Source organism: Streptomyces arenae, assembly GCF_022343545.1.
In the GTDB taxonomy this organism is placed as follows: Bacteria; Actinomycetota; Actinomycetes; order Streptomycetales; family Streptomycetaceae; genus Streptomyces; species Streptomyces humi.
The window spans coordinates 21,540-44,887 of sequence record NZ_JAKQYH010000044.1; the positions used below are offsets into that span (position 1 = coordinate 21,540).

Sequence of the window (23,348 nt, forward strand, 5' to 3'; positions counted from 1 at the left end):
TACAACTACACCCGCAGCCGCCTAGAAAACCGACTCCGCCTCGTCCATCCGGTCCTTCGGCACCGTCTTCAACTCGGTCACCGCCTCCGCGAGCGGCACCATCACGATGTCGGTCCCCCGCAGCGCGGTCATCTTCCCGAACTCCCCCTGGTGCGCGGCCTCCACCGCATGCCACCCGAACCGCGTCGCGAGGACGCGGTCGTAGGCCGTCGGCGTGCCGCCCCGCTGGACGTGTCCGAGGATGACCGGCTTGGCCTCCTTGCCGAGCCGCCGTTCCAGCTCGTACGCCAGTGCCGTACCGATGCCCTGGAAGCGCTCGTGGCCGTACTGGTCGATCGCGCCCTTGCCGTAGTCCATCGTGCCGTCGGCGGGATGGGCGCCCTCCGCCACGCACACCACGGCGAACTTCTTCCCGCGGGCGAACCGCTCCTCGACCATCTTGACCAGGTCGGCGGGGTCGAAGGGCCGCTCGGGCAGGCAGATGCCGTGCGCGCCCGCCGCCATCCCGGACTCCAGGGCGATCCAGCCGGCGTGCCGGCCCATCACCTCGACGACCATCACCCGCTGGTGGGACTCGGCGGTGGTCTTGAGCCGGTCCATCGCCTCCGTGGCGACGCCCACCGCGGTGTCGAAGCCGAAGGTGCGGTCGGTGGAGGAGATGTCGTTGTCGATGGTCTTCGGGACGCCCACCACCGGCAGGCCGGCGTCGGACAGCATGCGTGCCGCCGTCAGGGTGCCCTCGCCGCCGATCGGGATCAGCGCGTCGATGCCGAACTCCGCCACCATGTCGGTGGCCCGGTCGCACGCCTCGCGGAGCCGGTCCCGCTCCAGTCGCGACGAGCCCAGGATGGTGCCGCCGAGGGCCAGGATGCCGCCGACCGCGTCCAGGTCGAGGGGGCGGTAGTGGCCGTCGAGCAGCCCCCGGAAACCGTCCTCGAAGCCGATGACCTCGTCGTCGTACTGTGCGACCGCGCGATGCACCACCGATCGGATGACGGCGTTCAGGCCGGGGCAGTCGCCGCCTGCGGTGAGAACTCCGATACGCATGGTGGTGTGTCTCCTGCTCGCTTTCGTGACCGATGAGCCGATCCGATTGTTTCATGCCGTGCGGGGCACTGAAATCCTGACGGGCGCCTTATCCGGCACCGGGGGTATTGTCAAGAGGGTTCTGCTCACCTCGGTGGGCGATTTTTATGCCGAAGACTTTATGCCGAAGACGAGATGCAGGGAACGGAGTGTGCGCACGTGACGCGCAGCGTGTACGTGACCGGGATCGACCGCGGCGACGGCCGGCAGGTCGTCGAGCTGGGCGTGATGGAGCTGCTGACCCGGCAGGTCGACCGGGTCGGGGTGTTCCGGCCCCTCGTCCACGACGGTCCTGACCGGCTGTTCGAGCTGCTGCGGGCGCGCTACCGCCTCTCCCAGGATCCGGCGACGGTGTACGGCATGGACTACCACGAGGCGTCCGCCCTCCAGGCCGAGCAGGGCGCCGACGAGCTGGTCTCCACCCTGGTCGACCGGTTCCACCTGGTGGCCCGGGACTACGACGTCGTCCTGGTCCTCGGCACCGACTACGCGGACACCCAGTTCCCCGACGAGCTGTCCCTGAACGCCCGGCTCGCCAACGAGTTCGGGGCCTCGGTGATCCCGGTGGTCGGCGGTCGTGACCAGAACGCGGAGTCGGTGCTCGCGGAGACCCGCAACGCGTTCCGGGCGTACGACGGCCTCGGCTGTGACGTGCTGGCGATGGTCGCCAACCGGGTGGCCCGCGAGGACCGGGACGAGATAGCGGAGCGGATCGACGGCCGGCTGCCGGTGCCGGTGTACGTGCTGCCCGACGAACCCGCCCTGTCCGCGCCGACGGTCGCCCAGATCAGCCACGCCCTGGGCGCGAAGGTGCTGCTCGGCGACGACTCGGGGCTGGCCCGGGACGCGCTGGACTTCGTCTTCGGCGGGGCGATGCTGCCGAGCTTCCTGCCCGCCCTGACCCCGGGCTGTCTGGTCGTGACCCCGGGCGACCGCGCGGACCTGGTCGTGGGTTCGCTGGCCGCGCACAGCGCCGGCACCCCGCCGATAGCCGGGGTGCTGCTCACCCTGGGCGAGCGGCCCACCGACGAGATCCTGACGCTCGCCGCCCGGCTCGCCCCGGGCACCCCGGTGCTCTCCGTGCCCGGCAACAGCTTCCCGACCGCCGCCCAGCTGTTCGCCCTGGAGGGCAAGCTGAACGCGGCCACCCCGCGCAAGGCCGAGACCGCGCTGGGCCTGTTCGAGCGGTACGTCGACACCTCCGGTCTCAACAAGCGGGTCTCGGCGCCGAGCACCGGCCGGCTCACCCCGATGATGTTCGAGCACAAGCTGCTCGAACAGGCCCGCACGGACAAGCGCCGGGTGGTCCTCCCGGAGGGCACCGAGACCCGTGTGCTGCACGCGGCGGAGGTGCTGCTGCGCCGGGGCGTGTGCGACCTGACCCTGCTCGGCCCGGTCGACCAGATCCGCAAGAAGGCCGCCGACCTCGGTATCGACCTGGGCGACGCCCAGCTGATCGATCCGGCCACCTCCGAACTCCGCGACGCCTTCGCCGAGCGGTACGCGCTGCTGCGCGCCCACCGGGGCGTGACCGTGGAGCTGGCCTACGACGTGGTCTCCGACGTCAACTACTTCGGGACGCTGATGGTCCAGGAGGGGCTGGCCGACGGGATGGTGTCGGGTTCGGTGCACTCGACGGCGGCCACCATCCGGCCGGCGTTCGAGATCATCAAGACGGAGCCCGGGTCGTCGATCGTCTCCTCGGTGTTCTTCATGTGCCTCGCCGACAAGGTCCTGGTGTACGGCGACTGCGCGGTCAACCCGGATCCGGACGCCGCCCAGCTCGCCGACATCGCCATCCAGTCGGCCGCCACCGCCGCCCAGTTCGGCGTGGCGCCGCGGATCGCGATGCTGTCGTACTCGACGGGTACGTCGGGTTCGGGCGCAGACGTCGACAAGGTGCGGGAGGCGACCGGGCTGGCGCGCTCGCGGCGTCCCGACCTGATGATCGAGGGGCCGATCCAGTACGACGCGGCCGTGGAGCCGAGCGTGGCCGCCACCAAGCTGCCGGACTCCGAGGTCGCCGGGCAGGCCAGCGTGCTGATCTTCCCGGACCTGAACACCGGCAACAACACCTACAAGGCCGTGCAGCGGTCGGCCGGCGCCATCGCGGTGGGGCCGGTGCTCCAGGGGCTGCGCAAGCCCGTCAACGACCTGTCCCGGGGCGCTCTCGTCCAGGACATCGTCAACACCGTCGCCATCACGGCGATCCAGGCCCAGAACCCGAGCGGGAAGGCAGCCGTCCAGTGAGCCCCAGTCGTGTCCTCGTCCTCAACTCCGGTTCCTCGTCGGTGAAGTACCAGCTGCTGGACATGCGGGACGGCAGCCGGCTGGCGACGGGGCTGGTCGAGCGGATCGGCGAGCAGACCTCACGGCTGAAGCACACCTGCGCGACCGGTGGCGGGACCCGGGAGCAGAACGGGCCGATCGCCGATCACGAGGCCGCCCTGAAGGCGGTGGCGGAGGAGCTGGCGCGGGACGGCCTCGGGCTCGACTCGCCGGAGCTGGCCGCGATCGGGCACCGGGTGGTGCACGGCGGGATGTTCTTCACCGAGCCGACGGTGATCGACGACGCGGTGCTCACCGAGATCGAGCGGCTGGTCCCGGTCGCCCCGCTGCACAACCCGGCCAACCTGACCGGTATCCGCACCGCGCGGGCGCTGCGCCCCGACCTGCCGCAGGTCGCCGTCTTCGACACGGCGTTCCACACGACCATGCCGGAGGCGGCGGCCCGCTACGCCATCGATCCGAAGATCGCCGACCGGTACCGCATCCGCCGCTACGGCTTCCACGGCACCTCGCACGCGTACGTGTCCCGGGAGACCGCGCGGCTGCTGGGGAAGGCACCGGAAGAGGTGAACGTGATCGTGCTGCACCTGGGCAACGGGGCGTCCGCCTCGGCGGTCCGCGGCGGCCGGTGCGTGGACACCTCCATGGGGCTGACGCCTTTGGAGGGGCTGGTGATGGGAACCCGTTCCGGCGATCTGGACCCGGCCGTCATTTTCCATTTGGCGCGAGTTGGCGGAATGTCCATGGACGAGATCGACACTCTTCTCAACAAGGGGAGCGGTCTGTTCGGACTGTGCGGTGACAACGACATGCGGGAGATCCGGCGCCGGATCGACGAGGGTGACGAACAGGCGAAGCTCGCCTTCGACATCTACATTCACCGTCTGAAGAAGTACATCGGCGCCTACTGCGCGGTGCTCGGCCGGGTGGACGCGGTGGCGTTCACGGCGGGCGTCGGGGAGAACGCGGCGCCCGTGCGGGAGGCGGCCGTGGCCGGCCTCGAGGGGCTTGGCCTGGCCGTCGACCCGGAGGCGAACGCCGTCCGGGCGGACGGGCCGCGGCTGATATCGCCGGCGGATGCGCGGGTGGCCGTCGCGGTGGTGCCGACGGACGAGGAACTGGAGATCGCCGAGCAGACGTACGCGCTGGTCGGAAGTAAACCCGGAAGTAACCACGGCGGCGCCGGCGAATAACAGCTGAGCATATCGGCGCCCATTTGTATCTTCCGCCAGACGGAATATTCCGCAGCGAAACAAACCGATAGGATCGCCCCATGCGCCGTTCGAAAATCGTCTGTACTCTCGGCCCCGCGGTCGACACCCACGAGAAGCTCGTCGCCATGATCGAGGCGGGTATGAACGTGGCCCGGTTCAACTTCAGCCACGGCTCCCACGCCGAGCACCAGGGGCGGTACGACCGCGTCCGGGCCGCCGCCAAGGAGACCGGGCGCCCCATCGGCGTCCTCGCCGACCTCCAGGGCCCGAAGATCCGTCTGGAGACCTTCGCCGAGGGACCGGTGGAGCTGGAGCGCGGTGACGAGTTCGTCATCACCACCGAGGACGTCCCGGGCGACAAGACCATCTGCGGTACGACCTACAAGGGCCTGCCGGGCGACGTCTCGCGCGGCGACCAGATCCTCATCAACGACGGCAACGTCGAGCTGAAGGTCCTGGACGTCGAGGGCCCGCGGGTGAGGACGATCGTCATCGAGGGCGGTGTCGTCTCCGACCACAAGGGCATCAACCTGCCCGGCGCGGCCGTCAATGTGCCCGCGCTGTCCGAGAAGGACGTCGAGGACCTGCGGTTCGCACTGCGCATGGGCTGCGACATGGTCGCGCTGTCCTTCGTGCGGGACGCCAAGGACGTCGACGACGTCCACCAGGTGATGGACGAGGAGGGCCGCCGGGTCCCCGTCATCGCCAAGGTGGAGAAGCCGCAGGCGGTGGAGAACATGGAGGGCGTCGTGATGGCGTTCGACGCCGTCATGGTGGCCCGCGGCGACCTGGCCGTCGAGTACCCGCTCGAGAAGGTCCCCATGGTGCAGAAGCGGCTCATCGAGCTGTGCCGGCGCAACGCCAAGCCGGTGATCGTGGCGACCCAGATGATGGAGTCGATGATCACCAACTCCCGTCCGACCCGCGCCGAGGCCTCCGACGTGGCCAACGCGATCCTGGACGGTGCCGACGCGGTCATGCTGTCGGCGGAGTCCTCCGTCGGCGCGTACCCGGTCGAGACCGTCAAGACGATGTCGAAGATCGTCGCCGCGGCCGAGCAGGAACTGCTGAGCAAGGGCCTGCAGCCGCTCGTGCCGGGCAAGAAGCCGCGTACGCAGGGCGGTTCGGTCGCGCGTGCCGCGTGCGAGATCGCGGACTTCCTCGGCGGCCGCGGCCTGGTCGCCTTCACGCAGTCCGGCGACACGGCCCGCCGTCTCTCCCGCTACCGCGCCCAGCAGCCGATCATCGCCTTCACCACCGACGAGAACACCCGCAACCAGCTCACCCTCAGCTGGGGCGTGGAGTCGCACGTGGTGCCGTTCGTGAACAGCACGGACGAGATGGTCGACATGGTCGACCAGGAGCTCGCGAAGATCAAGCGCTTCCACCCGGGCGACACCGTCATCATCACGGCCGGTTCGCCCCCCGGTGTCCCCGGCACCACCAACATGCTCCGCGTCCACCACATCGGCGGCGTCAACAAGTGACGCCCCCGTGAAGGGCCCTGTACGACGCGAAGGGCTGTGCCCCGCCGAACTGTTCGGCGGGGCACAGCCCTTCTCGCGGCTCCCGGAGAGGTTCCTGGTGGTGCTCAGCCGGTTCCGTCGGTGGTGTACACGTGCATCCCGGGCACGTGCAGGGTGCCACCGAACTGGGCCGCCTGGACGACCTTCACGTTGGTGAAGTAGATCAGCGGGATGTTCAGCGGCGGCGGGCTGTCCGGGCTGAACGTGATCGGGATCAGACCGAAGAGGTTGCCGGAGATCGACTCCGTGTACATCGTCGTGTCGCCGTCGCGGATCGTGGACGTCGAACCCGAGGCCGCCTGCACGTGGTAGGTCTTGTCGATCTTCGTGTCCTTGACCGTCTGGTGCAGGTCGCCGATGTCGGTGCCGCCGGAGATGACGTACTTCAGCACCTTCTTCGTCTTGCCGCTGGCCGTCTTCACCTCCACGACACCCTGGTAGTCGGCGCTCTTCAGCAGCAGCGAACTGGCACTGAGGTACCAGGGGTCGTCCGCCACCGCCACCTTGTTGTCGACACCGCTCACGTCGTCGGTGGCGACCTTGCAATCGTCCGCCGACGTGGTGGAACTCGCGGACGGGCTCGGCGAGGCGCTGGAGGTGGCGTCGCCGGCCGCCTTGGTGGCGTCCTTGGTGACCTTGTCGGCCGCCTTGGTCGCGGTGTCCGTGGTGTCCTTCACGGTGTCCGTGACCTTCTTGACGGTCTTGGACACGGTGTCGGAACCGCTGTCCTTGCCCGACGACGAGGAGGACGAGGACGACGACGAGGACGAGTCGGAGGTGGCCGAGGCCGACGGCGAGGGGGTGGCGCTCGCCGTGGAGTCCGACGAGGACGAACTCGTCGTGCTGCCGCCGAGGATGCCGGTGATGGCGTCCCCGATGGAGTCCAGCAGGCCGCCGCCGCTGCTGCTGCTCGCGGAGGCGGACGGCGACGGGGTGGCCGTGCCGTCGGACCCGGACGAGCCCGAGGAGGAGCCCGAACCGTCCGACGACGAGGACGACTTGGTCGCGGACGGCGTCGGCGTGGCCGTGTCGTCGGAACCTGAATCCGACGAGGACGACTTGCCGCCCGACGACGACGTGGAGCCCTTGGCGTCGTCCGACGCCGTGGCGGACGGCGTCGCCGAGTCCGTGGCCTTGTCGCTCGCGCTCGCCGAGGCGGAGGGCGAGGCGGAGTCCAGGGCGGAGACGCAGTTCTTGTAGTCCTCGGCGAGGCTCTTCGACGACGCCGACGTGTTGTTCGTGTCCGCGATGGCGAGCGTCGAGGTGAACCCCATGCCCATGATGACGGCCGTCGGCATCGCCACGGAGGCTATCGCCTTGCCGGCCGGCATCTGGAACCTGGTGAACAGCGGCTTCTTGGGTGCCGCATGGCGCGGCCCGGTTCTCACACGGGACTCGTCCACCTCAGTCCCGTGGGTCACCTCGTCAGCCGGCACTGTGCCTCCCGTTCGCCCCGTTCACCGGGCTCGTTCCTGACAGGTCGTTCTCCTCCGGGGCGGTGAAGCCCTTGGAGGGGCCGCCGTCGACCACGCCGTCCGAACCCGCGAAGTAGGGGGCCTCGTCCGGTGCGCTGTCCCCGGCCGGGGGGACCTCGCCCTCCGGCTGCTGCTGCGGGGGAGCGCCCGGCGACCAGGCAACGGCCATCGCTCCGCCGATCAGGGCGAGCAGGAAGCCCATGACGAAGCCGCCGAAGTTGGACACGGGGAGGGACACCAGCGCCAGCAGGATCGCGGCGACTCCCGCGAACGTGCGGATGTGCTTCTGGTACCAGACGCTGACGCCCAGGACGACGAGCAGCACGCCGATGATCAGGGACCCGGCACCCGCGGTGGTCGCCATCGCGATCGTGAGGTGACCGACCTGGAGGTGCGCGTACGGGAAGTACATGATCGGAAAGCCGGCGAGCAGCATGTAGAAACCGGCCCAGAACGGCCGGGTGCCCCGCCAGGCGCGGAACTGCAGCCTCCGGCGGGTGAACTGGCCGGATGCGGCAGAGGTCTCGGCGCTCATGGAAACAGCTCCCTGGTGCGGCGTTGCTGTGGTGTGTTGCTGTGATCGGGCGGTGGTGGTGCGTTGTACCGCGTGTGAAGACCGTGGACAGAAGGGGCAAGGGCGGGGGTGCCGTCGGCTCCCCCGCCCGTCACGGAGCGCTTAGTAGCACTCCGCTCCCTTCGTCGAGATCGACATGTGCAGACCGCTCAGCTTGAAGGTGGCGGCGGTGGTCGCCCACGCCGTCTGCTTCACTCCGGTCAGCGAGGCGTGGTCCGCCTCCTGCGCGAACCCGTACGGGTTCGTCTTGCCGGCCTTGAGCTCGTCGCCCTTGATGCCGGGACCCTTGGTCGAGTCCTGGGCCGCGACACCGATGTTGATGTTGGTGAACGTCGCGTCGGCGTTGAGGTCGTCGAGGTCGATGTAGAGCTTGGTCGCCTCGACCGGCTTCTTCGGGTCGGTGCCCGCGTGCAGGATGAGGCTGACGTTCCCGAAGAACGGCACATTCGGGGTGACCACGGACTGGCACAGGTTGGTGATCGTGGCGCTGTTGAACGCCGAGACCGCCACCGGGTGGGCCGTCTTGTCACCCGAGAGGGTGTAACCCGAGTCGACGGCACCGTACTGGACGAAGCCGTCACCCTCGAGCGAGTCCGCCGTGACCTTGAACTGCTGTCCCGACACACTGAACGACGCGGCGAGAGCGCCCTGCGCGAGGGCGACACCTATACACGCCGTGGCGGCCACGCTGGGCACCATGACCACAGCGAACCGCTTCCATCTGGTCCCGCCACGCACCTGGGACTCCATATTTCCTCCTTCTCGGACGTACATCTCCTGGCCCGGGATCGCCACCGGCGGCGGCTCGGCCGGGCAGGGATGGGAGAAGTGCTACGTCCTCGGAAGGGGAGCGCCCGCGCTCGGAGGCGCGAACCGCACCTCGATCACCGGCGATCACCCCCGAGCGACAACCACTGGTCGCGCCTGACACGCATCACGCACAACCTTGCCGGACAGGCTTCGCCGTACCGGCGAAGACCCCCCTGCCCAAGAGCCGGCGTCACTGCCGCCGACTCTGCTCGGTGGGGACCCAGATGAACCCGTGGACCCGACCGGCTGTCGGGGTACGGGAATGGACCGAGCGTCGCCGATCGTGGTGCATTCTCGCCGCCCGCACAAGGCCCTTCGTTACTCGGTAGTAACGGCCGGATAACCGAAGGACGACCTGCCGGTCTCGGAGTGCGACGCTGGGTGGCCTTCAGGGGCGGAACAAAACAGTTGATCCTTGGACGGAACCGGACAGGTCAACGCCCCTGATTTACTGCGAGTAACAGCGGCTGCAATTACCAAGATTTGGCAAAGAGCAGCCGCCGTGACCCCATGTCGGCCAATCTTTCACTCGGGCATCACAGGACGTGACGTTTAGCGACTGGTCAGAAGCCGGTTCAGAACAGCGCCCGTGCCAACGCCCGGCGCGCGCCGACGACTCGGGGATCGTCGGTGCCGACCACCTCGAAGAGTTCGAGCAGTCGGCGCCGTACCGCGTCCCGGTCATCCCCGGCGGTCCGCTGCACGGTCTCGATCAGCCGCCCGAAGGCGTCCTCGACGTGCCCGCCCACCAGATCCAGGTCCGCGGCGGCGATCTGCGCCTCGGCGTCGGCCGGCTTCTCGGCCGCGTCCTTGCGCACCTGCTGCGGGTCCATCCCCTGCACCCGCTGGAGCAACTCGGCCTGGGCCAGCCCCAGTCTCGCCTCGCTGTTGGCCGGGTCGTCGCTCAGCACGTTCCGGTAGGCCTGGACCGCACCGCCGAAGTCACCGGCGTCCAGCGCCTGCACGGCGGCTTCGAGGAGGTGGTCGTACGGACCCGCCGGCATCGCGGGCGCCGGCTGGGCTCCCGGCTGCGCGTCGGCGTCGACGACGAGTCCGGTGAGCCCGAACCGCTGCTCGGCGACCTGGATCAGCTGGTCGAGGGTGCCGCGGATCTGTTCCTCGCCCGCCGCCCCCTGGAAGAGCGGCAGCGCCTGCCCGGCGACCACCGCGAAGACGGCCGGGATCCCCTGGATCCCGAACTGCTGCATCAGCATCTGGTTGGCGTCGACGTCGATCTTGGCCAGCAGGAAGCGGCCGTTGTATTCGACGGCGAGACGCTCCAGGACCGGGCTCAGCTGCTTGCAGGGCTGACACCACTCGGCCCAGAAGTCGATGACGACGGGGACTTCGGCGGACCGCTGGAGGACATCGCGCTCGAAGCCGGCTTCGTCGACGTCGATGACCAGGTCGGCCGGGGCGACGGCACCGGCACCACCCTGCCGGGCCGCTTCGGCGCGCGTCTGCTCGGCCTTGGCCTTGGCCTCCTGGGCCGCCTTCACCGCGGCGAGGTCGACGACGCCGCTCATGGACATGTTCCGTGGCTGCATGCGTCTATCCTCCCCCGTTCCCGCGCGCAAGTGAAAAGCGTTGTGAAAGCCAGGTCTGCGGTACGTTTTCAGTTGGTGCCGGGTCCCCACCCGACACCCGTGGTCGTCGCCCGTGCGGTCGTCACGAGCTTTCGCTACGACTCGTAGCGTAATGCCATCGGGGCCCCGCGCGACACCGGTTTCCGGTGATCTCCCTCACGACCTCACACGAACCGCCGGTTATGGTCGAGGGATGCAGAGCCGCACCCCCGCCAGCCGTACCGGCCGCCCGCGCAGCGCCGCCGCGGACGCGGCGATCCTGGCGGCGACCCGGCAGGCACTGGTGGAACTGGGCTGGTCCAAGCTCACCCTGGGAGACGTGGCGACCCGGGCCGGGGTGGCGAAGACGACGCTCTACCGCCGCTGGGCCGGCAAGAACGAACTGGTCGTGGACGCGGTGGCGGAGCTGTTCGACGAGCTCGAACTCCCCGACCGCGGCAGCCTGGCCGACGACATCGAGGGCGTGGTGCTCCAGTTCGCGGCGATCCTGGACCGCCCGGAGGCCAGGAGCGGCCTGATGGCGGCGGTGGCCGAGTCGACCCGGGACGAGGCTCTGAGGGAACGTATCCGCACGTCCATCGTGGACCGCCAGAAGCGGCTCGTCCTGGAGGGCCGGGCCCGGGCCCAGTGCCGGGGCGAACTCCCCACGGAACCGGACCCGGGCGCGGCCGCCCGCACGGTGGACCTGATCTTCGACATGGTGGCGGGCGCGGTCGTGCACCGCACCCTGATGAGCGGCAAACCGGCGGACGCGGACTGGGTACGCGACTTCACCCGGGTGCTGCTCCAGGGCCTCGGCTCGGAGCGTGCCGAGGCGACCACCCCACCGGGCGACGGCGGCTAGGGCACGGCTGGGGCGCGTCGCGAAAGACCCGCCTGCCTCGCGACACGCCTGCCTCGCGACACGCCCCAGAACCCGGCCGGCTCCGACGCCCTAGAACCCGGCCGGCTCCGTGTACACCCCCCACTCGTCCCGCAGTACCCCGCAGATCTCGCCCAGGGTGGCCTCCGCGCGTACGGCGTCGAGCATCGGGGCGATCATGTTGGCGCCGGACCGGGCGGCGGCCAGCATGGCGTCCAGGGCGGTGCGCACCGCGCCGTCGTCGCGGGCGGCCTTCCGCTCGCCCAGCACCCGCACCTGCTCCCGCTCCACCTCGTGGGAGACCCGCAGGATCTCCAGGTCGCCGGTGACGGAACCGGTGTGCACGTTGACGCCGACGACCCGCTTGTCACCCTTCTCCAGCGACTGCTGGTACCGGAAGGCGGACTCGGCGATCTCCCCGGTGAACCAGCCGTCCTCGATGCCCCGCAGGATCCCGGAGGTGACCGGCCCGATCGGGTGCCGGCCGTCCGGGTGGGCGCGCAGTCCGCGCTCCTTGATCCGGTCGAAGATCTTCTCGGCGTCGGCCTCGATCCGGTCGGTGAGCTGCTCGACGTACCAGGAACCGCCCAGCGGGTCCGCCACGTTGGCGACCCCGGTCTCCTCCATGAGCACCTGCTGCGTGCGCAGCGCGATCTCGGCGGCCTGTTCGCTGGGCAGGGCGAGGGTCTCGTCCAGGGCGTTGGTGTGCAGCGAGTTGGTCCCGCCGAGCACCGCGGCGAGTGCTTCCACGGCCGTGCGCACCACGTTGTTGTACGGCTGCTGGGCGGTCAGCGAGACTCCGGCGGTCTGGGTGTGGAAGCGCAGCCACTGCGCCTTCTCGGACCGGGAGCCGTACACGTCGCGCATCCACCGCGCCCAGATCCGGCGCGCGGCCCGGAACTTGGCGATCTCCTCGAAGAAGTCGACGTGCGCGTCGAAGAAGAAGGAGAGGCCGGGCGCGAAGACGTCGACGTCCAGGCCGCGGCTGAGGCCCAGTTCGACGTATCCGAAGCCGTCGGCGAGCGTGTAGGCCAGCTCCTGCGCGGCCGTCGCCCCCGCCTCGCGGATGTGGTAGCCGGACACGGACAGCGGCTTGTACGCGGGGATGCCGGCCGCGCAGTGCTCCATCAGGTCGCCGATGAGGCGCAGATGGGGCTCGGGCTGGAACAGCCACTCCTTCTGCGCGATGTACTCCTTGAAGATGTCGGTCTGGAGCGTGCCGTTGAGGACCGACGGGTCGACGCCCTGCCGTTCGGCGGCGACCAGGTACATGCAGAAGACGGGCACGGCGGGCCCGCTGATGGTCATGGACGTCGTCACGTCGCCCAGCGGGATGTCCTTGAACAGGACCTCCATGTCGGCGGCGGAGTCGATGGCGACCCCGCAGTGCCCCACCTCGCCGAGCGAGCGCGGGTCGTCCGAGTCGCGTCCCATGAGGGTCGGCATGTCGAAGGCGACGGAGAGACCGCCGCCGCCGTTGCCGAGGATCATCTTGTAGCGCTCGTTGGTCTGCTCGGCGTTGCCGAACCCGGCGAACTGGCGGATGGTCCAGGTCCGCCCGCGGTAGCCGGTCGGGTACAGCCCGCGGGTGAAGGGGTACTCACCCGGCCAGCCGATCCGCTCGAATCCCTCGTACGTGTCACCCGCTCGGGGCCCGTACACGGGCTCCACGGGGTCACCGGAGAGCGTCGTGAAGTCCGCGTCCCGCTTGCGGGCCGCGTCGTAACGGGCCTGCCACCGTCGGCGGCCCTCTTCGATGGCGTCAGCGTCCATACCCTCGAATTTACTAGGACGTCCAAGTAAATGTCGATGGAGACCGCCGCACGGGTGTCCGTACGGCGGTGTGTGCCGGGTCTCAGGCCTTGGCGACGACCGGGGCGCCCTCGGTCACCCTGGCGTCGAGCTCACGGGTGACCTTGCGCTCCACGAAGAAGGCGGCCGTCGGGATCGTGCCCGCCAGCAGCACCCACAGCTGCTTGCCGACCGGCCACTTCGCCTTGGAACCCAGGTCGAAGGCGAAGACCAGGTAGACGACGTAGAGCCAGCCGTGCGCGATGGCGACGACCCGCGTGACGTCGGCCGCGCCGTCGATGTCCAGCCCGTACTTGGCGATCATGCTCAGGCACAGCAGCACCAGCAGCACACCGGTGACGTAGGCCAGGACGCGGTAGCGGGTCAGCACGCTCTTTTTCATGGGCACGAGCGTAACCACCCGTTCCGGTAGATCTTGCCCCGGGGCACCGCTCGGCGGGCGGCGCGTTCAGTCCTCGTCGAAGTCGTGCGCGGAGACCCTGAGCGGGCGCAGCATCGCGAAGATCTCGCCGCACTCCTCGGCGTCGTACACGCCGAGTCCGAAGTCCATCGCCATCAGGTCGCGGGTGGCCGCCTCGACGACCTCACGGCCCTTCTCGGTGATCGTGGCGAGCGTGCCGCGCCCGTCGTTGGGGTTGGGCCGCCGGGCGACCAGCCCGGACTTGACCAGCCGGTCGACGGTGTTCGTCACGGAGGTGGGATGCACCATCAGACGCTCGCCGATCTTCGACATCGGCAGTTCGCCGGCCTTGGAGAAGGTGAGCAGGACCAGCGCCTCGTAGCGCGCGAACGTCAGCCCGTACGGCTTGACCACCGCGTCGACCTCGGCCAGCAGGATCTGCTGGGCCCGCATGATCGAGGTGATCGCGGCCATCGAGGGGACGCTCCCCCAGCGCTGCTTCCAGAGGTCGTCGGCACGGGCGATGGGGTCGAAGGGAAGACTGAGTGGCTTGGGCACGCCACCGACCCTACCGGCCGGTCATATAGCGGTCAGCCCTGTCTCGGCTTTCGGTCACCTCTGCCCGCGACCCGGCGCGCCACCTCCGTCAGGACCCCGGCCTGACCGCCCGCCGGGCCGCCGCCGCGAGGGCGCAGCAGCACGCCGCGCCCACCACCCCGGCCGCGGCCACCGTGGCCCGTACCCCCACCGTCTCCGCGGCCACCCCCGCCAGGGCCATGCCGACGCCCTGGATGGTCATCAGCCCCGCGCTGAGCACCGTCATGGCCCGGCCGCGCAGCTCCTCCGGCACGGCCCGCACGAACCACTGGTCCAGGCCCAGCGTGTACGCCGACCCGGCGCCCGCGAGCAGCAGCAGGAGCAGCGAGACGGTGAGGGAGGGGTGCAGGGCGTAGCCCAGGTACGGCAGCAGGGTGAGACAGACCAGCGGAAGGGCGATCCGCTCCCGGGCGGCGGGGCCGAGCCGCGCCCCCGCGTACAGCTCGCCGGCGACCGTGCCGACCGGCAGCGCGCACATCAGCAGGCCGAGGCCGGGGGATCCGGCGCCGAGCGCGTCGGCGTAGGGGGCGGCGAGCGCCTCGGGGACGACGGCGAACATCGCCGGGATCCAGAAGAGCAGGAGCAGCAGGCGGATGCGGCGGTCGGCGAGCAGTTGGCGGGTGCCGCCGCGTTCACGGACCCGGGCGCGGGCGGGCCGGTGCCGGGTGCCCAGGCGCAGCAGCGCGGCCGAGGCGAGGAAGCCGGCGACGGTGATCAGCAGCGCGTGGCGCGGGGCGAGGACGGCGAGCAGCAGGCCGCCGAGGCCGTAGCCGACGAGCAGCGCGCTCTGCGCGACGATGCGGAGCAGGGAGCGGCCGAGCACGAACAGGTCGCCGCCGCCGAGGATGTCGGAGAGGGTGGCCATCCGGGTGCCGGCGAACACCGGCGAGACGACGGCCAGCGCGCAGCGCAGCCCGAGCAGCACGCCGATCCCGGTTCCCGGTACGGCCATCGCGGCCACGCAGCCCGCGCACACCAGGTCGCACACCACCAGCACCCGGCGGGCCGGGTACCGGTCGCCGACCCCGGCCAGCAGCGTGCCGCCGACCAGGTAGGGCAGAAACCCGAGCGCGAAGGTCAGCGCGCTGAGCAGCGGCGACCCGGTGAGGTCGTACACCAGCACGGACAGCGCGATCTCACTGACGATGACACCGAGCATCGACAGGACATGGGCGGCGAAGACGGCACGGAACTCGGGAACGGCGAGGACCCGGCCGTAGCCGACGGGCCCGGACAGGGCGGGAGCGGACATGGGCCCCAGCGTGCCCGCGCCGGGCCCGCCGCCTTAGAGTTTCGGCACCAGCCGAATCTTCACCGACACCACCCGGCTCCCACCCCCACGCCGACCCCCACGCCGACGCCGACACCGACCCGGCCCCGACACTGACCTCGACACCGACGCCGACCCTCACACCACCCCCGACACCGACGGCAAACCCGGCTCCCACACCGACGCCGACCCGGCCCCGACACTGACCTCGACACCGACGCCGACCCGACACCGACCCCGGCCCCGGCCCCGGCCCCGACACCAACCCCCACGCCACCCCCGACACCGACCCCGGCTCCCACGCCGACACCGACACCGACCCGGCCTCGACACCGACGCCGACCCGACACCGACCCCGGCCCCCACGCCGACGCCGACGCCGACGCCGACACCGGCCCTGACCCCGGTCCCCACACCGGCCCCGCCTCCGCCCCGGCTGACCACGTCGTGTGCGTGGGCACCGGCCGGTCCCGGGCCCGGTCTGCCGCCCTCGGCAGGCCCGCCGGTGCGGGCCGCTTCGCCTCCGGAGCGGCCGCCGCCGGGGCCACCCGCTCCCCTTTACCCTCCAGGACCCCTCCAGGACCCGCCATGCCCTCCCACCTCCACTTCGACGAGGACGACTTTCTGCGGTGCCGGTTCGTCGTGTCGCCGGTGTGGGAGACGCAGGAGGCGGTGCGTACGCTGCGGCGGCCGGACCGGCACGGTTATCACGCGCCGTGGCTGCGGCGGATCCGGGCGGTGGCCGACGGCCTCGATCTGACCCCGCTGTGGCTGGTGATGCCCCGGCGCGGTCACACCCCGGACTGGCTGGTGCCGCCGCCTTCCGGTCCCGCGGCCTCGATCGAGGAGGAGCTCGCCGTCCTGCGGGCGGTGGACCCGGAGACGGCGCGGGCGGACACCGCGCGGTCGCTCGCGGACACCCCCGGCGCGCTGGAGTCGGCGACGGGCCGGGCCTGGCTGGCCGATCCGGCGCGCCTGGTCCGGGAGCTGACGGACGCCCTGGAGGCGGCCTGGCAGGTCCTGGTCGCCCCGGACTGGCCGAGGCTGCGCTCCCTGCTGGAGGCGGACATCGCCTTCCACTCCCGGCGGCTCGCGGAGGTCGGTCTGGGCGGGCTGCTGCCCGAGATCCACCGCCGCTGCGGTTGGCGCAGCGGGACGCTGACCGTGCAGTCGGCGGGTGTGCACGAGCGGCGGCTCGGCGGTCAGGGCCTGGTGCTGATGCCCAGCGTGTTCACCTGGCCGGACCTGATCAGCTCCTTCGACCCGCCCGCGCGCCCGACGCTGGTCTACCCCGCCCGGGGCATCGGCGGCCTGTGGACCGACCCGGCCGCGACCGCGCCGGACACCCTGGTGCGGCTGCTGGGCCGGGGCCGGGCCGCCGTCCTCACCGCGCTCACCGACCCCGCCACCACCACCGCCCTCGCCCACCGGCTCCGGCTGGCCCCGTCCTCGGTCTCCGCCCATCTGACGGCACTGCGGGACGCGGGGCTGCTCACCTCCCGCCGCTACGGCCACCAGGTGCTGTACGAACGGACCCCGCTGGGCATCGCCCTGGCGTCGGGTGCCGCGGCCCCCGGGGACGACTGAGCGCCCCGGCCGTGGCGGCCCGGGGCGCTGTTCACTGTCGGCTGTCGGCTACCGGGCGAGGTGCCGCTCGACCGTCTCCACCTTGCTGGTGAGTCCGTCGGTGACGCCGGGCCGGATGTCCGCCTTGAGGACCAGGGAGACCCGCGGGGCGCGTGCCTCCACGGCGGCGACGGCCCGCCGGACGACGTCCATGACCTCGTCCCACTCGCCTTCGACCGAGGTGAACATGGCGTCGGTGCGGTTGGGCAGCCCGGACTCGCGCACGACACGGACCGCGTCGGCCACGTACTCCCCCACGTCCTCGCCGACGCCCAGCGGCGTCACGGAAAAGGCGACGATCATGCCTTCACCACGCCTTCCTGGCGGGCGCGGGCGGCGATGACGGCGTCCTCCGCCTCCCGGCGCAGCTTGCGCTCGGCGAAGAAACCGCCGGTCGGCAGCACGGAGAGGACGAAGTACAGGGCGGCGGTCCCCGCGGGCCACTTGGCGCGGTTCCAGGCGTCGGCCCAGAAGATCACGTAGAGGATGAACAGGACACCGTGGACCGCGCCCATCACGGGCACCGCGTTGAAGTCCGTGGTCCGCTTCAGCACCGAGCAGAGGAGGAGGATCAGGAAGGAGACGGCCTCCGGGGCGGAGACCAGCCGCAGGCGGCGGATGGCGGTGGCGGTCTTGATGTCCACGAGTCACCTTCGGGGGGAGAGACGTCCACTCTTTGTGAACGCGGGCACAAACGTTCAACCATTGTGGCAAAGAAGCCTCGCGGCCCCGGCACGGGGGTGGCAGGGTGGGTCCCGAGACGGAGGGGGTGCCGGGCGATGCAGTTCGTCTTCTTCATGACCCTGCCGGGGCTGGTGGTGCTGCTCACGGTCCTGGCCTTCGCGGACCAGCTGCTGCTGCGGGCCGGGCGGGCCGGGATGCTGCCCTGGCGGAACGCGGCGCGGCAGGGCCAGATCTCCGCGACCGGCTTCGAGCAGCTGCACGCGGCGCTCTCCCCGGGCAAGCAGCACGAGCTCAAGGAGCGGCAGAGCGCGCTGGTGCTGCGCGACGACGAGGAGGACGGGGCGCCCCCGCGGTCCACCGTCGACCTGGCGGCCGGAACGGCGGTCGTCCGGCTGCCCGGGAAGCGACAGCCGGCCCCCTAGGGGACGGATCCGGGGTGACGTCCACCCACGGGACCTGTCGCCGCCGTCGGCCTGCGGCTACCTTCGCAGCGTGGCGATGTTCCGACTCCAGGGCAGCAAGGTGCTCGCCGTCGAGATGACCGGGGACGCCGTGAAGGCGAAGAACGGCTCGATGGTCGCGTACGACGGGCAGATGACGTTCAAGAAGATGAGCGGTGGTGGTGAGGGGCTGCGGGGGATGGTGACCAGGCGGCTCACCGGCGAGCAGATGACCGTGATGGAGGTCAAGGGGCACGGGACGTGCTGGTTCGCGGACCGGGCGTCCGAGATCAACCTGGTCGGCCTCCAGGGCGACAAGCTGTACGTCGAGTCCAGCAACCTGCTGGCGACCGACGCCGGCCTGCGCACCGGCACCACCTTCACCGGTCTGCGCGGCGCCTCCCAGGGCAACGGCCTGTTCACGACGACCGTCGAGGGCCACGGCCAGGCGGCGATCATGTCGGACGGCCCGGCGGTGGTGCTCCGGGTGAGCGGGCAGTACCCGCTGACCGTCGACCCGGGTGCCTACATCGCCCACCAGGGCAACCTCCGCCAGTCCTTCCAGTCGGGTGTGACGTTCCGCACGTTCCTCGGGGAGGGCGGCGGCGAGGCCTTCCAGATCCGGTTCGAGGGGGACGGGCTGGTGTACGTACAGCCGAGCGAGCGGAACACGATCGCGGGGGACGTGTGAGATGGCCCTGCGCGAGGTGAACTCCAAGATGGTCGAGGCGACCGTCGTCCCCGGGCAGCGGCTGTTCAGTCAGCGCGGGGCGATGCTCGCGTACAAGGGCGAGGTGTCCTTCACACCCAACATCCAGGGCGGCCAGGGCGGGGTGATGTCGATGCTCGGCCGCCGGGTGGCCGGCGAGGCGACCCCCCTGATGACGGTCGAGGGCAGCGGCACGGTCTTCTTCGGGCACGGCGGCCACCACGTCCAGGTGATCACCCTCACCGGTGACACGCTCTACGTCGAGGCGGACCGGCTGCTCGCCTTCGAGGGCACGCTCCAGCAGGGCACGATGTTCATGGGCTCGCAGGGCGGGGTGATGGGCATGGTGCGCGGCCAGGTGACCGGCCAGGGCCTGTTCACCACCACCCTCAAGGGCCACGGCGCGGTCGCCGTGATGGCCCATGGCGGGGTCTTCGAGATCCCGGTCACCCCGCAGCGCCCGGTCCACGTCGACCCGCAGGCCTACGTCGCCCACCACGGCGACGTCCGCAACAAGCTGTCGACCGCGCTCGGCTGGCGGGACATGGTGGGCCGCGGCTCCGGCGAGGCGTTCCAGCTGGAGCTCAGCGGCAACGGCATGGTGTACGTGCAGGCGTCGGAGGAGAAGCTGTGAGCGCATACGGGGCCGCCGGACCGGTCGTGTACGACCCGATGACCCTGCCCGTCGACGACAACGTGAACAAGTACACCTTCTGCGTGGAGCTCAAGGGGAGCCAGTGGTTCCTGCAGAAGGGGAAGATGATCGCCTACTACGGTTCGGTCGACTTCAACGGCGTCGGGCACGGCCGTCTCGACCGTCTGGTCCGCACTTCCTTCCATTCGCCTCTGCACGCGAGCGACTGGGTGGTGGCGGAGGGCTCGGGCAAGATGCTCCTCGCCGACCGGGCCTTCGACGTCAATTCGTACGACCTCGACGACGGCAACCTGACCATTCGCTCCGGCAACCTGCTCGCTTTTCAGCCAAGTCTCGCTCTGAAGCAATCAATCGTTCCGGGTTTTCTGACCCTTATCGGAACCGGAAAGTTTGTGGCCGCGTCCAACGGTCCGGTGGTGTTCATGGAACCCCCGATCCGGGTGGACCCGCAGGCGCTGGTGGGATGGGCCGACTGCCCCTCCCCCTGCCACCACTACGACCACGGCTACCTGACAGGTGTCATCGGCGGCCTACGTGCGATGACGGGCCTCGGCGGGGCCTCCGGGGAGGAGCACCAGTTCGAGTTCGTGGGGGCGGGTACGGTCCTGCTCCAGTCCACCGAAACCCTGATGGCCGAGCAGGCCACGGGAGCGGTTCCGCAGCAGCCCGGGGTACCCGGCGGCGGAGGCCCCTTCACAGGGCCTCCACAGCAGCAGCCCACACCGCGCCTTCCCGGACAGCTGGGAGACCTCCAGCGTCGCTTCGGGCTGTGAGCGGTAGTCTGCGGAGTGTGACATCGAACGCGTGCGCACAGTCACACCACCCTCACTAGTTCGCCTTTCAACATTTTAGGTAGACTTCATTCATGGAGACCGAGACGGCCACGCGCTGGCTGACCGATGCGGAGCAGTGCGCCTGGCGCACCCACCTGGAGGTCAACAGGCTGTTGACGTACCAGCTCGAAAAAGATCTACAGCCGTTCGGACTGACAATGAACGACTACGAGATCCTGGTGAACCTGTCCGAGTCCGAGGACGACCGGATGCGCATGAGCGATCTCGCGTCCGCCACGCTCCAGTCCAAGAGCCGGCTCTCGCACCAGATCACCCGTATGGAGAACGCGAACCTGGTCCGCCGTGAGAACTGCGAGTCGGACCGCCGCGGGCTGTATGCCGTCCTCACCGAGCACGGCATGGAGACGATGAAGAAGGTGGCGCCACATCATGTCGCCTCCGTGCGACGGCACTTCATCGACCTGCTGTCGCCGGAGGCACTGATAGAGCTGGACAAGGGCCTGAAGCCCATCGCGGAGCACCTGAGGGGCCAACGCGGGCGCCCGTGACGACAGACAGCACCTGAAGAGCGGCGGACGAGGGTTCAGGTCTCGTTCGCCGCTCGCTGTATCGCCCCGTCCGCACCCGGAGAACAGCCCCTGCGGTGGCTAGCCCTCCGTCAGGCCCGCCACCAGTTCGTCCGCCGCGCGGTACGGGTCCAGCTCACCGGCCACGATGCGCTCCGCCAGCGCACCCAGGTGGCGGTCCCCGTGCAGGTCGCCGATGCGTTCCCGGAGCGCCGTCACGGCGATCGTCTCGACCTCCCGGGAGGCGCGGGCCAGCCGGCGTTCCGCCAGGACACCCCGCTCCTCCATCCACGCGCGGTGCTTCTCCAGGGCCTCCACGACCTCGTCGATGCCCTCGGCGCGGGCCGCGACCGTCCTGACGATCGGAGGGCGCCAGTCGCCGGGGCCGCGGGACTCGCCGAGGCCCAGCATGTGGTTCAGTTCACGGGCCGTGGCGTCCGCGCCGTCCCGGTCGGCCTTGTTGACGACGTAGACGTCGCCGATCTCCAGGATCCCGGCCTTGGCGGCCTGGATGCCGTCTCCCATGCCCGGGGCCAGCAGGACGACCGAGGTGTCGGCCTGCGAGGCGATCTCGACCTCCGACTGGCCGACGCCCACGGTCTCCACCAGGACCACGTCACAGCCCGCCGCGTCCAGCACCCGGATGGCCTGCGGGGCCGCCCAGGCGAGGCCGCCGAGGTGGCCGCGGGTGGCCATCGAGCGGATGTAGACACCGGGGTCCGAGGCGTGGTCGGACATCCGGACGCGGTCGCCGAGGAGGGCGCCGCCCGAGAAGGGCGAGGAGGGGTCGACGGCCAGCACGCCCACCCGCTTCCCCTGTTTGCGGTAGGCACTGACCAGTGCCGAGGTGGAGGTCGACTTACCGACACCGGGCGAGCCGGTCAGGCCCACCACGTAGGCGTTGCCCGTCAGCGGCGCGAGTGCCGCCATGACCTCCCTGAGCTGCGGGGACGCCCCCTCCACCAGGGAGATCAGCCGGGCCACCGCACGCGGTCGGCCTTCTCTGGCCCCGGCCACCAGTGAGGAGACGTCCTGCATCACAGCTCCGTTCGCTTCAGAAACGTACTCAGGCCTTCGGTACCCGCACGATCAGGGCGTCACCCTGCCCGCCGCCACCGCACAGCGCGGCCGCGCCGACCCCGCCGCCCCGTCGCTTGAGCTCCAGGGCCAGGTGCAGCACGAGACGCGCGCCCGACATGCCGATGGGGTGGCCCAGGGCGATGGCGCCACCGTTGACGTTCACCCTTTCCGTGGACACGCCGAGGTCCTTCATTGACTGCACGGCGACCGCGGCGAAGGCCTCGTTGATCTCGATGAGGTCGAGGTCGGAGACGTCCAGGCCGTCCTTCTTCAGGGCGTGCCGGATCGCGTTGGACGGCTGGGACTGGAGCGAGTTGTCCGGTCCGGCCACGTTGCCGTGGGCACCGATCTCGGCGAGCCACTCCAGGCCCAGCTCCTCGGCCTTGGCCTTGCTCATCACGACCACGGCGGCCGCGCCGTCCGAGATCTGCGAGGAGGTGCCGGCCGTGATCGTGCCGTCACGGGTGAACGCGGGACGCAGCTTGCCCAGCGACTCCACGGTGGTGTCGCCGCGGATGCCCTCGTCCTTGCTGAAGACGACCGGCTCGCCCTTGCGCTGCGGGATCTCGACCGGGGTGATCTCGGCCTCGAAGAGCCCGTTCTTCTGGGCGGCGGCGGCCCGCTGGTGCGACAGGGCGGCGACCTCGTCCTGCTCGGGGCGCAGGATGCCGAGGCGCGTGTTGTGCTTCTCCGTGGACTCGCCCATGGCGATGTTCTCGAAGGCGTCGGTGAGGCCGTCGTACGCCATCGCGTCGAGCATCTCGACGGCGCCGTACTTGAAGCCCTCGCGGGACTTGGGGAGCAGGTGCGGGGCGTTGGTCATGGACTCCTGACCGCCCGCGACCACGATGTCGAACTCACCCGCACGGATCAGCTGGTCGGCCAGCGCGATCGCGTCGAGGCCGGACAGGCACACCTTGTTGACGGTGAGCGCCGGGACGTTCATCGGGATGCCGGCCTTCACGGCGGCCTGACGGGCCGGGATCTGGCCGGCGCCGGCCTGCAGCACCTGGCCCATGATCACGTACTGCACCTGGTCGCCCCCGATGCCCGCACGGTCGAGGGCGGCCTTGATCGCGAAGCCGCCGAGGTCGGCTCCGGAGAAGGACTTCAGCGAGCCGAGCAGTCGTCCCATGGGCGTCCGGGCGCCCGCGACGATCACCGAGGTGGGCCTGCCGGGAGTTTCAGAAGTCATGAGCGGTGATTCCCCTTACCGGCTGCACTGCCGAGGAGTGAACGAGGGTTTACTTCGAATGTATTGCGTGGCACTCCGTGCCGTCATCGGGCCGTCAG

General features: G+C 70.4%; 23 protein-coding genes. 10 read left to right on the forward strand and 13 right to left on the reverse strand.

Annotated features, from left to right (window positions below):
* Nucleotides 1-21: 21 nt before the first annotated feature.
* On the reverse strand, nt 22-1,047 hold the full coding sequence (locus tag MB828_RS19350) for an ATP-dependent 6-phosphofructokinase (protein WP_301649308.1): 1,026 nt from the start codon (nt 1,045-1,047) through the stop codon (nt 22-24).
* Nucleotides 1,048-1,245: 198 nt separating this feature from the next.
* On the opposite strand from MB828_RS19350, the gene pta reads away from it, so the two are divergent.
* The 3 genes from pta to pyk all read left to right on the forward strand — a co-directional run bounded on the left by pta (nt 1,246) and on the right by pyk (nt 6,076).
* Nucleotides 1,246-3,336 carry a phosphate acetyltransferase gene (gene pta, locus MB828_RS19355; RefSeq protein ID WP_133025242.1) on the forward strand — a complete coding sequence of 697 codons (2,091 nt, stop codon included), beginning with the start codon at nt 1,246-1,248 and terminating at the stop codon, nt 3,334-3,336.
* Nucleotides 3,333-4,568, forward strand: a complete 1,236-nt coding sequence (locus tag MB828_RS19360) for an acetate kinase (protein ID WP_301649309.1) — start codon at nt 3,333-3,335, stop codon at nt 4,566-4,568. Before pta ends, MB828_RS19360 begins: the two co-directional genes overlap by 4 nt.
* Before the next feature lie 80 nt (nt 4,569-4,648).
* Nucleotides 4,649-6,076, forward strand: a complete 1,428-nt coding sequence (pyk, locus tag MB828_RS19365) for a pyruvate kinase (RefSeq protein ID WP_301649310.1) — start codon at nt 4,649-4,651, stop codon at nt 6,074-6,076.
* A gap of 104 nt (nt 6,077-6,180) precedes the next feature.
* On the opposite strand, the gene MB828_RS19370 is transcribed toward pyk, so the two are convergent.
* From MB828_RS19370 to MB828_RS19385, 4 genes are all read right to left on the reverse strand, one after another.
* Nucleotides 6,181-7,551 carry a hypothetical protein gene (locus MB828_RS19370; RefSeq protein ID WP_301649311.1) on the reverse strand — a complete coding sequence of 457 codons (1,371 nt, stop codon included), beginning with the start codon at nt 7,549-7,551 and terminating at the stop codon, nt 6,181-6,183.
* Nucleotides 7,541-8,125, reverse strand: coding sequence for a DUF6114 domain-containing protein (locus MB828_RS19375; protein WP_301649312.1), 585 nt, complete (start codon nt 8,123-8,125; stop codon nt 7,541-7,543). The genes MB828_RS19370 and MB828_RS19375 overlap by 11 nt, the downstream gene beginning before the upstream one ends.
* Before the next feature lie 141 nt (nt 8,126-8,266).
* On the reverse strand, nt 8,267-8,914 hold the full coding sequence (locus tag MB828_RS19380; RefSeq protein WP_133025246.1) for a DUF6230 family protein: 648 nt from the start codon (nt 8,912-8,914) through the stop codon (nt 8,267-8,269).
* Nucleotides 8,915-9,549: 635 nt separating this feature from the next.
* Nucleotides 9,550-10,521 carry a tetratricopeptide repeat protein gene (locus tag MB828_RS19385; RefSeq protein WP_133025247.1) on the reverse strand — a complete coding sequence of 324 codons (972 nt, stop codon included), beginning with the start codon at nt 10,519-10,521 and terminating at the stop codon, nt 9,550-9,552.
* A gap of 232 nt (nt 10,522-10,753) precedes the next feature.
* Here MB828_RS19385 and MB828_RS19390 point away from each other — a divergent pair, with 232 nt between their 5' ends.
* Nucleotides 10,754-11,404, forward strand: a complete 651-nt coding sequence (locus tag MB828_RS19390; protein ID WP_133025248.1) for a TetR/AcrR family transcriptional regulator — start codon at nt 10,754-10,756, stop codon at nt 11,402-11,404.
* Nucleotides 11,405-11,494: 90 nt separating this feature from the next.
* Here the strand turns inward: MB828_RS19390 and MB828_RS19395 are convergent, their stop codons facing one another.
* The 4 genes from MB828_RS19395 to MB828_RS19410 form a co-directional block, all read right to left on the reverse strand.
* On the reverse strand, nt 11,495-13,195 hold the full coding sequence (locus tag MB828_RS19395; protein ID WP_301649313.1) for an acyl-CoA mutase large subunit family protein: 1,701 nt from the start codon (nt 13,193-13,195) through the stop codon (nt 11,495-11,497).
* A gap of 82 nt (nt 13,196-13,277) precedes the next feature.
* The gene (locus MB828_RS19400; protein WP_133025250.1) at nt 13,278-13,616 is read right to left on the reverse strand and encodes a DUF3817 domain-containing protein; all 339 of its coding nucleotides are present in this window, start codon (nt 13,614-13,616) and stop codon (nt 13,278-13,280) included.
* Nucleotides 13,617-13,682: 66 nt separating this feature from the next.
* Complete coding sequence (locus tag MB828_RS19405; RefSeq protein ID WP_046730841.1) at nt 13,683-14,192, reverse strand: MarR family winged helix-turn-helix transcriptional regulator; 510 nt, start codon at nt 14,190-14,192, stop codon at nt 13,683-13,685.
* 88 nt (nt 14,193-14,280) lie between these two features.
* Nucleotides 14,281-15,483: an MFS transporter gene (locus MB828_RS19410; protein ID WP_301649314.1), complete on the reverse strand. Its 1,203-nt coding sequence runs from the start codon at nt 15,481-15,483 to the stop codon at nt 14,281-14,283.
* Between the two features lie 606 nt (nt 15,484-16,089).
* On the opposite strand from MB828_RS19410, the gene MB828_RS19415 reads away from it, so the two are divergent.
* Entirely contained in the window at nt 16,090-17,088 is a 999-nt protein-coding gene (locus MB828_RS19415) for an ArsR/SmtB family transcription factor (protein WP_301649315.1), read from the forward strand.
* A 48-nt stretch (nt 17,089-17,136) separates the two neighbouring features.
* Here the strand turns inward: MB828_RS19415 and MB828_RS19420 are convergent, their stop codons facing one another.
* Both MB828_RS19420 and MB828_RS19425 read right to left on the reverse strand, forming a co-directional pair.
* Entirely contained in the window at nt 17,137-17,430 is a 294-nt protein-coding gene (locus MB828_RS19420) for an MTH1187 family thiamine-binding protein (protein ID WP_133025253.1), read from the reverse strand.
* Nucleotides 17,427-17,771, reverse strand: a complete 345-nt coding sequence (locus MB828_RS19425; protein ID WP_301649316.1) for a DUF3817 domain-containing protein — start codon at nt 17,769-17,771, stop codon at nt 17,427-17,429. The genes MB828_RS19420 and MB828_RS19425 overlap by 4 nt, the downstream gene beginning before the upstream one ends.
* Before the next feature lie 135 nt (nt 17,772-17,906).
* Here MB828_RS19425 and MB828_RS19430 point away from each other — a divergent pair, with 135 nt between their 5' ends.
* The 5 genes from MB828_RS19430 to MB828_RS19450 all read left to right on the forward strand — a co-directional run bounded on the left by MB828_RS19430 (nt 17,907) and on the right by MB828_RS19450 (nt 20,957).
* Nucleotides 17,907-18,233: a DUF6191 domain-containing protein gene (locus tag MB828_RS19430; protein ID WP_301649317.1), complete on the forward strand. Its 327-nt coding sequence runs from the start codon at nt 17,907-17,909 to the stop codon at nt 18,231-18,233.
* A 76-nt stretch (nt 18,234-18,309) separates the two neighbouring features.
* Entirely contained in the window at nt 18,310-18,942 is a 633-nt protein-coding gene (locus MB828_RS19435) for an AIM24 family protein (RefSeq protein ID WP_046730837.1), read from the forward strand.
* 1 nt (nt 18,943) lies between these two features.
* A complete protein-coding gene (locus tag MB828_RS19440; RefSeq protein WP_133025256.1) occupies nt 18,944-19,594 on the forward strand; it encodes an AIM24 family protein in 651 nt (216 codons plus the stop codon).
* Nucleotides 19,591-20,388, forward strand: a complete 798-nt coding sequence (locus MB828_RS19445; RefSeq protein ID WP_301649318.1) for an AIM24 family protein — start codon at nt 19,591-19,593, stop codon at nt 20,386-20,388. The genes MB828_RS19440 and MB828_RS19445 overlap by 4 nt, the downstream gene beginning before the upstream one ends.
* A 92-nt stretch (nt 20,389-20,480) precedes the next feature.
* A complete protein-coding gene (locus tag MB828_RS19450; protein ID WP_133025258.1) occupies nt 20,481-20,957 on the forward strand; it encodes a MarR family winged helix-turn-helix transcriptional regulator in 477 nt (158 codons plus the stop codon).
* Between the two features lie 99 nt (nt 20,958-21,056).
* Here MB828_RS19450 and meaB read toward each other — a convergent pair whose 3' ends face one another.
* Together meaB and MB828_RS19460 are read right to left on the reverse strand one after the other, a co-directional pair.
* Complete coding sequence (gene meaB / locus MB828_RS19455; RefSeq protein WP_301649319.1) at nt 21,057-22,013, reverse strand: methylmalonyl Co-A mutase-associated GTPase MeaB; 957 nt, start codon at nt 22,011-22,013, stop codon at nt 21,057-21,059.
* Nucleotides 22,014-22,041: 28 nt separating this feature from the next.
* The gene (locus MB828_RS19460) at nt 22,042-23,250 is read right to left on the reverse strand and encodes an acetyl-CoA C-acetyltransferase (protein ID WP_133025260.1); all 1,209 of its coding nucleotides are present in this window, start codon (nt 23,248-23,250) and stop codon (nt 22,042-22,044) included.
* Between the last annotated feature and the right edge of the window lie 98 nt (nt 23,251-23,348).

Excerpts from the sequence above, each read along its gene's own strand:
- MB828_RS19350 (WP_301649308.1), bottom strand. The coding sequence starts at position 1,047 with ATGCGTATCGGAGTTCTCACCGCAGGCGGCGACTGCCCCGGCCTGAAC.
- pyk (WP_301649310.1), top strand. The coding sequence starts at position 4,649 with ATGCGCCGTTCGAAAATCGTCTGTACTCTCGGCCCCGCGGTCGACACC.
- MB828_RS19375 (WP_301649312.1), bottom strand. The coding sequence starts at position 8,125 with ATGAGCGCCGAGACCTCTGCCGCATCCGGCCAGTTCACCCGCCGGAGG.
- MB828_RS19380 (WP_133025246.1), bottom strand. The coding sequence starts at position 8,914 with ATGGAGTCCCAGGTGCGTGGCGGGACCAGATGGAAGCGGTTCGCTGTG.
- MB828_RS19385 (WP_133025247.1), bottom strand. The coding sequence starts at position 10,521 with ATGCAGCCACGGAACATGTCCATGAGCGGCGTCGTCGACCTCGCCGCG.
- MB828_RS19390 (WP_133025248.1), top strand. The coding sequence starts at position 10,754 with ATGCAGAGCCGCACCCCCGCCAGCCGTACCGGCCGCCCGCGCAGCGCC.
- MB828_RS19395 (WP_301649313.1), bottom strand. The coding sequence starts at position 13,195 with ATGGACGCTGACGCCATCGAAGAGGGCCGCCGACGGTGGCAGGCCCGT.
- MB828_RS19400 (WP_133025250.1), bottom strand. The coding sequence starts at position 13,616 with ATGAAAAAGAGCGTGCTGACCCGCTACCGCGTCCTGGCCTACGTCACC.
- MB828_RS19410 (WP_301649314.1), bottom strand. The coding sequence starts at position 15,483 with ATGTCCGCTCCCGCCCTGTCCGGGCCCGTCGGCTACGGCCGGGTCCTC.
- MB828_RS19415 (WP_301649315.1), top strand. The coding sequence starts at position 16,090 with ATGCCCTCCCACCTCCACTTCGACGAGGACGACTTTCTGCGGTGCCGG.
- MB828_RS19420 (WP_133025253.1), bottom strand. The coding sequence starts at position 17,430 with ATGATCGTCGCCTTTTCCGTGACGCCGCTGGGCGTCGGCGAGGACGTG.
- MB828_RS19430 (WP_301649317.1), top strand. The coding sequence starts at position 17,907 with ATGCAGTTCGTCTTCTTCATGACCCTGCCGGGGCTGGTGGTGCTGCTC.
- MB828_RS19435 (WP_046730837.1), top strand. The coding sequence starts at position 18,310 with ATGTTCCGACTCCAGGGCAGCAAGGTGCTCGCCGTCGAGATGACCGGG.
- MB828_RS19440 (WP_133025256.1), top strand. The coding sequence starts at position 18,944 with ATGGCCCTGCGCGAGGTGAACTCCAAGATGGTCGAGGCGACCGTCGTC.
- MB828_RS19450 (WP_133025258.1), top strand. The coding sequence starts at position 20,481 with ATGGAGACCGAGACGGCCACGCGCTGGCTGACCGATGCGGAGCAGTGC.
- meaB (WP_301649319.1), bottom strand. The coding sequence starts at position 22,013 with ATGCAGGACGTCTCCTCACTGGTGGCCGGGGCCAGAGAAGGCCGACCG.
- MB828_RS19460 (WP_133025260.1), bottom strand. The coding sequence starts at position 23,250 with ATGACTTCTGAAACTCCCGGCAGGCCCACCTCGGTGATCGTCGCGGGC.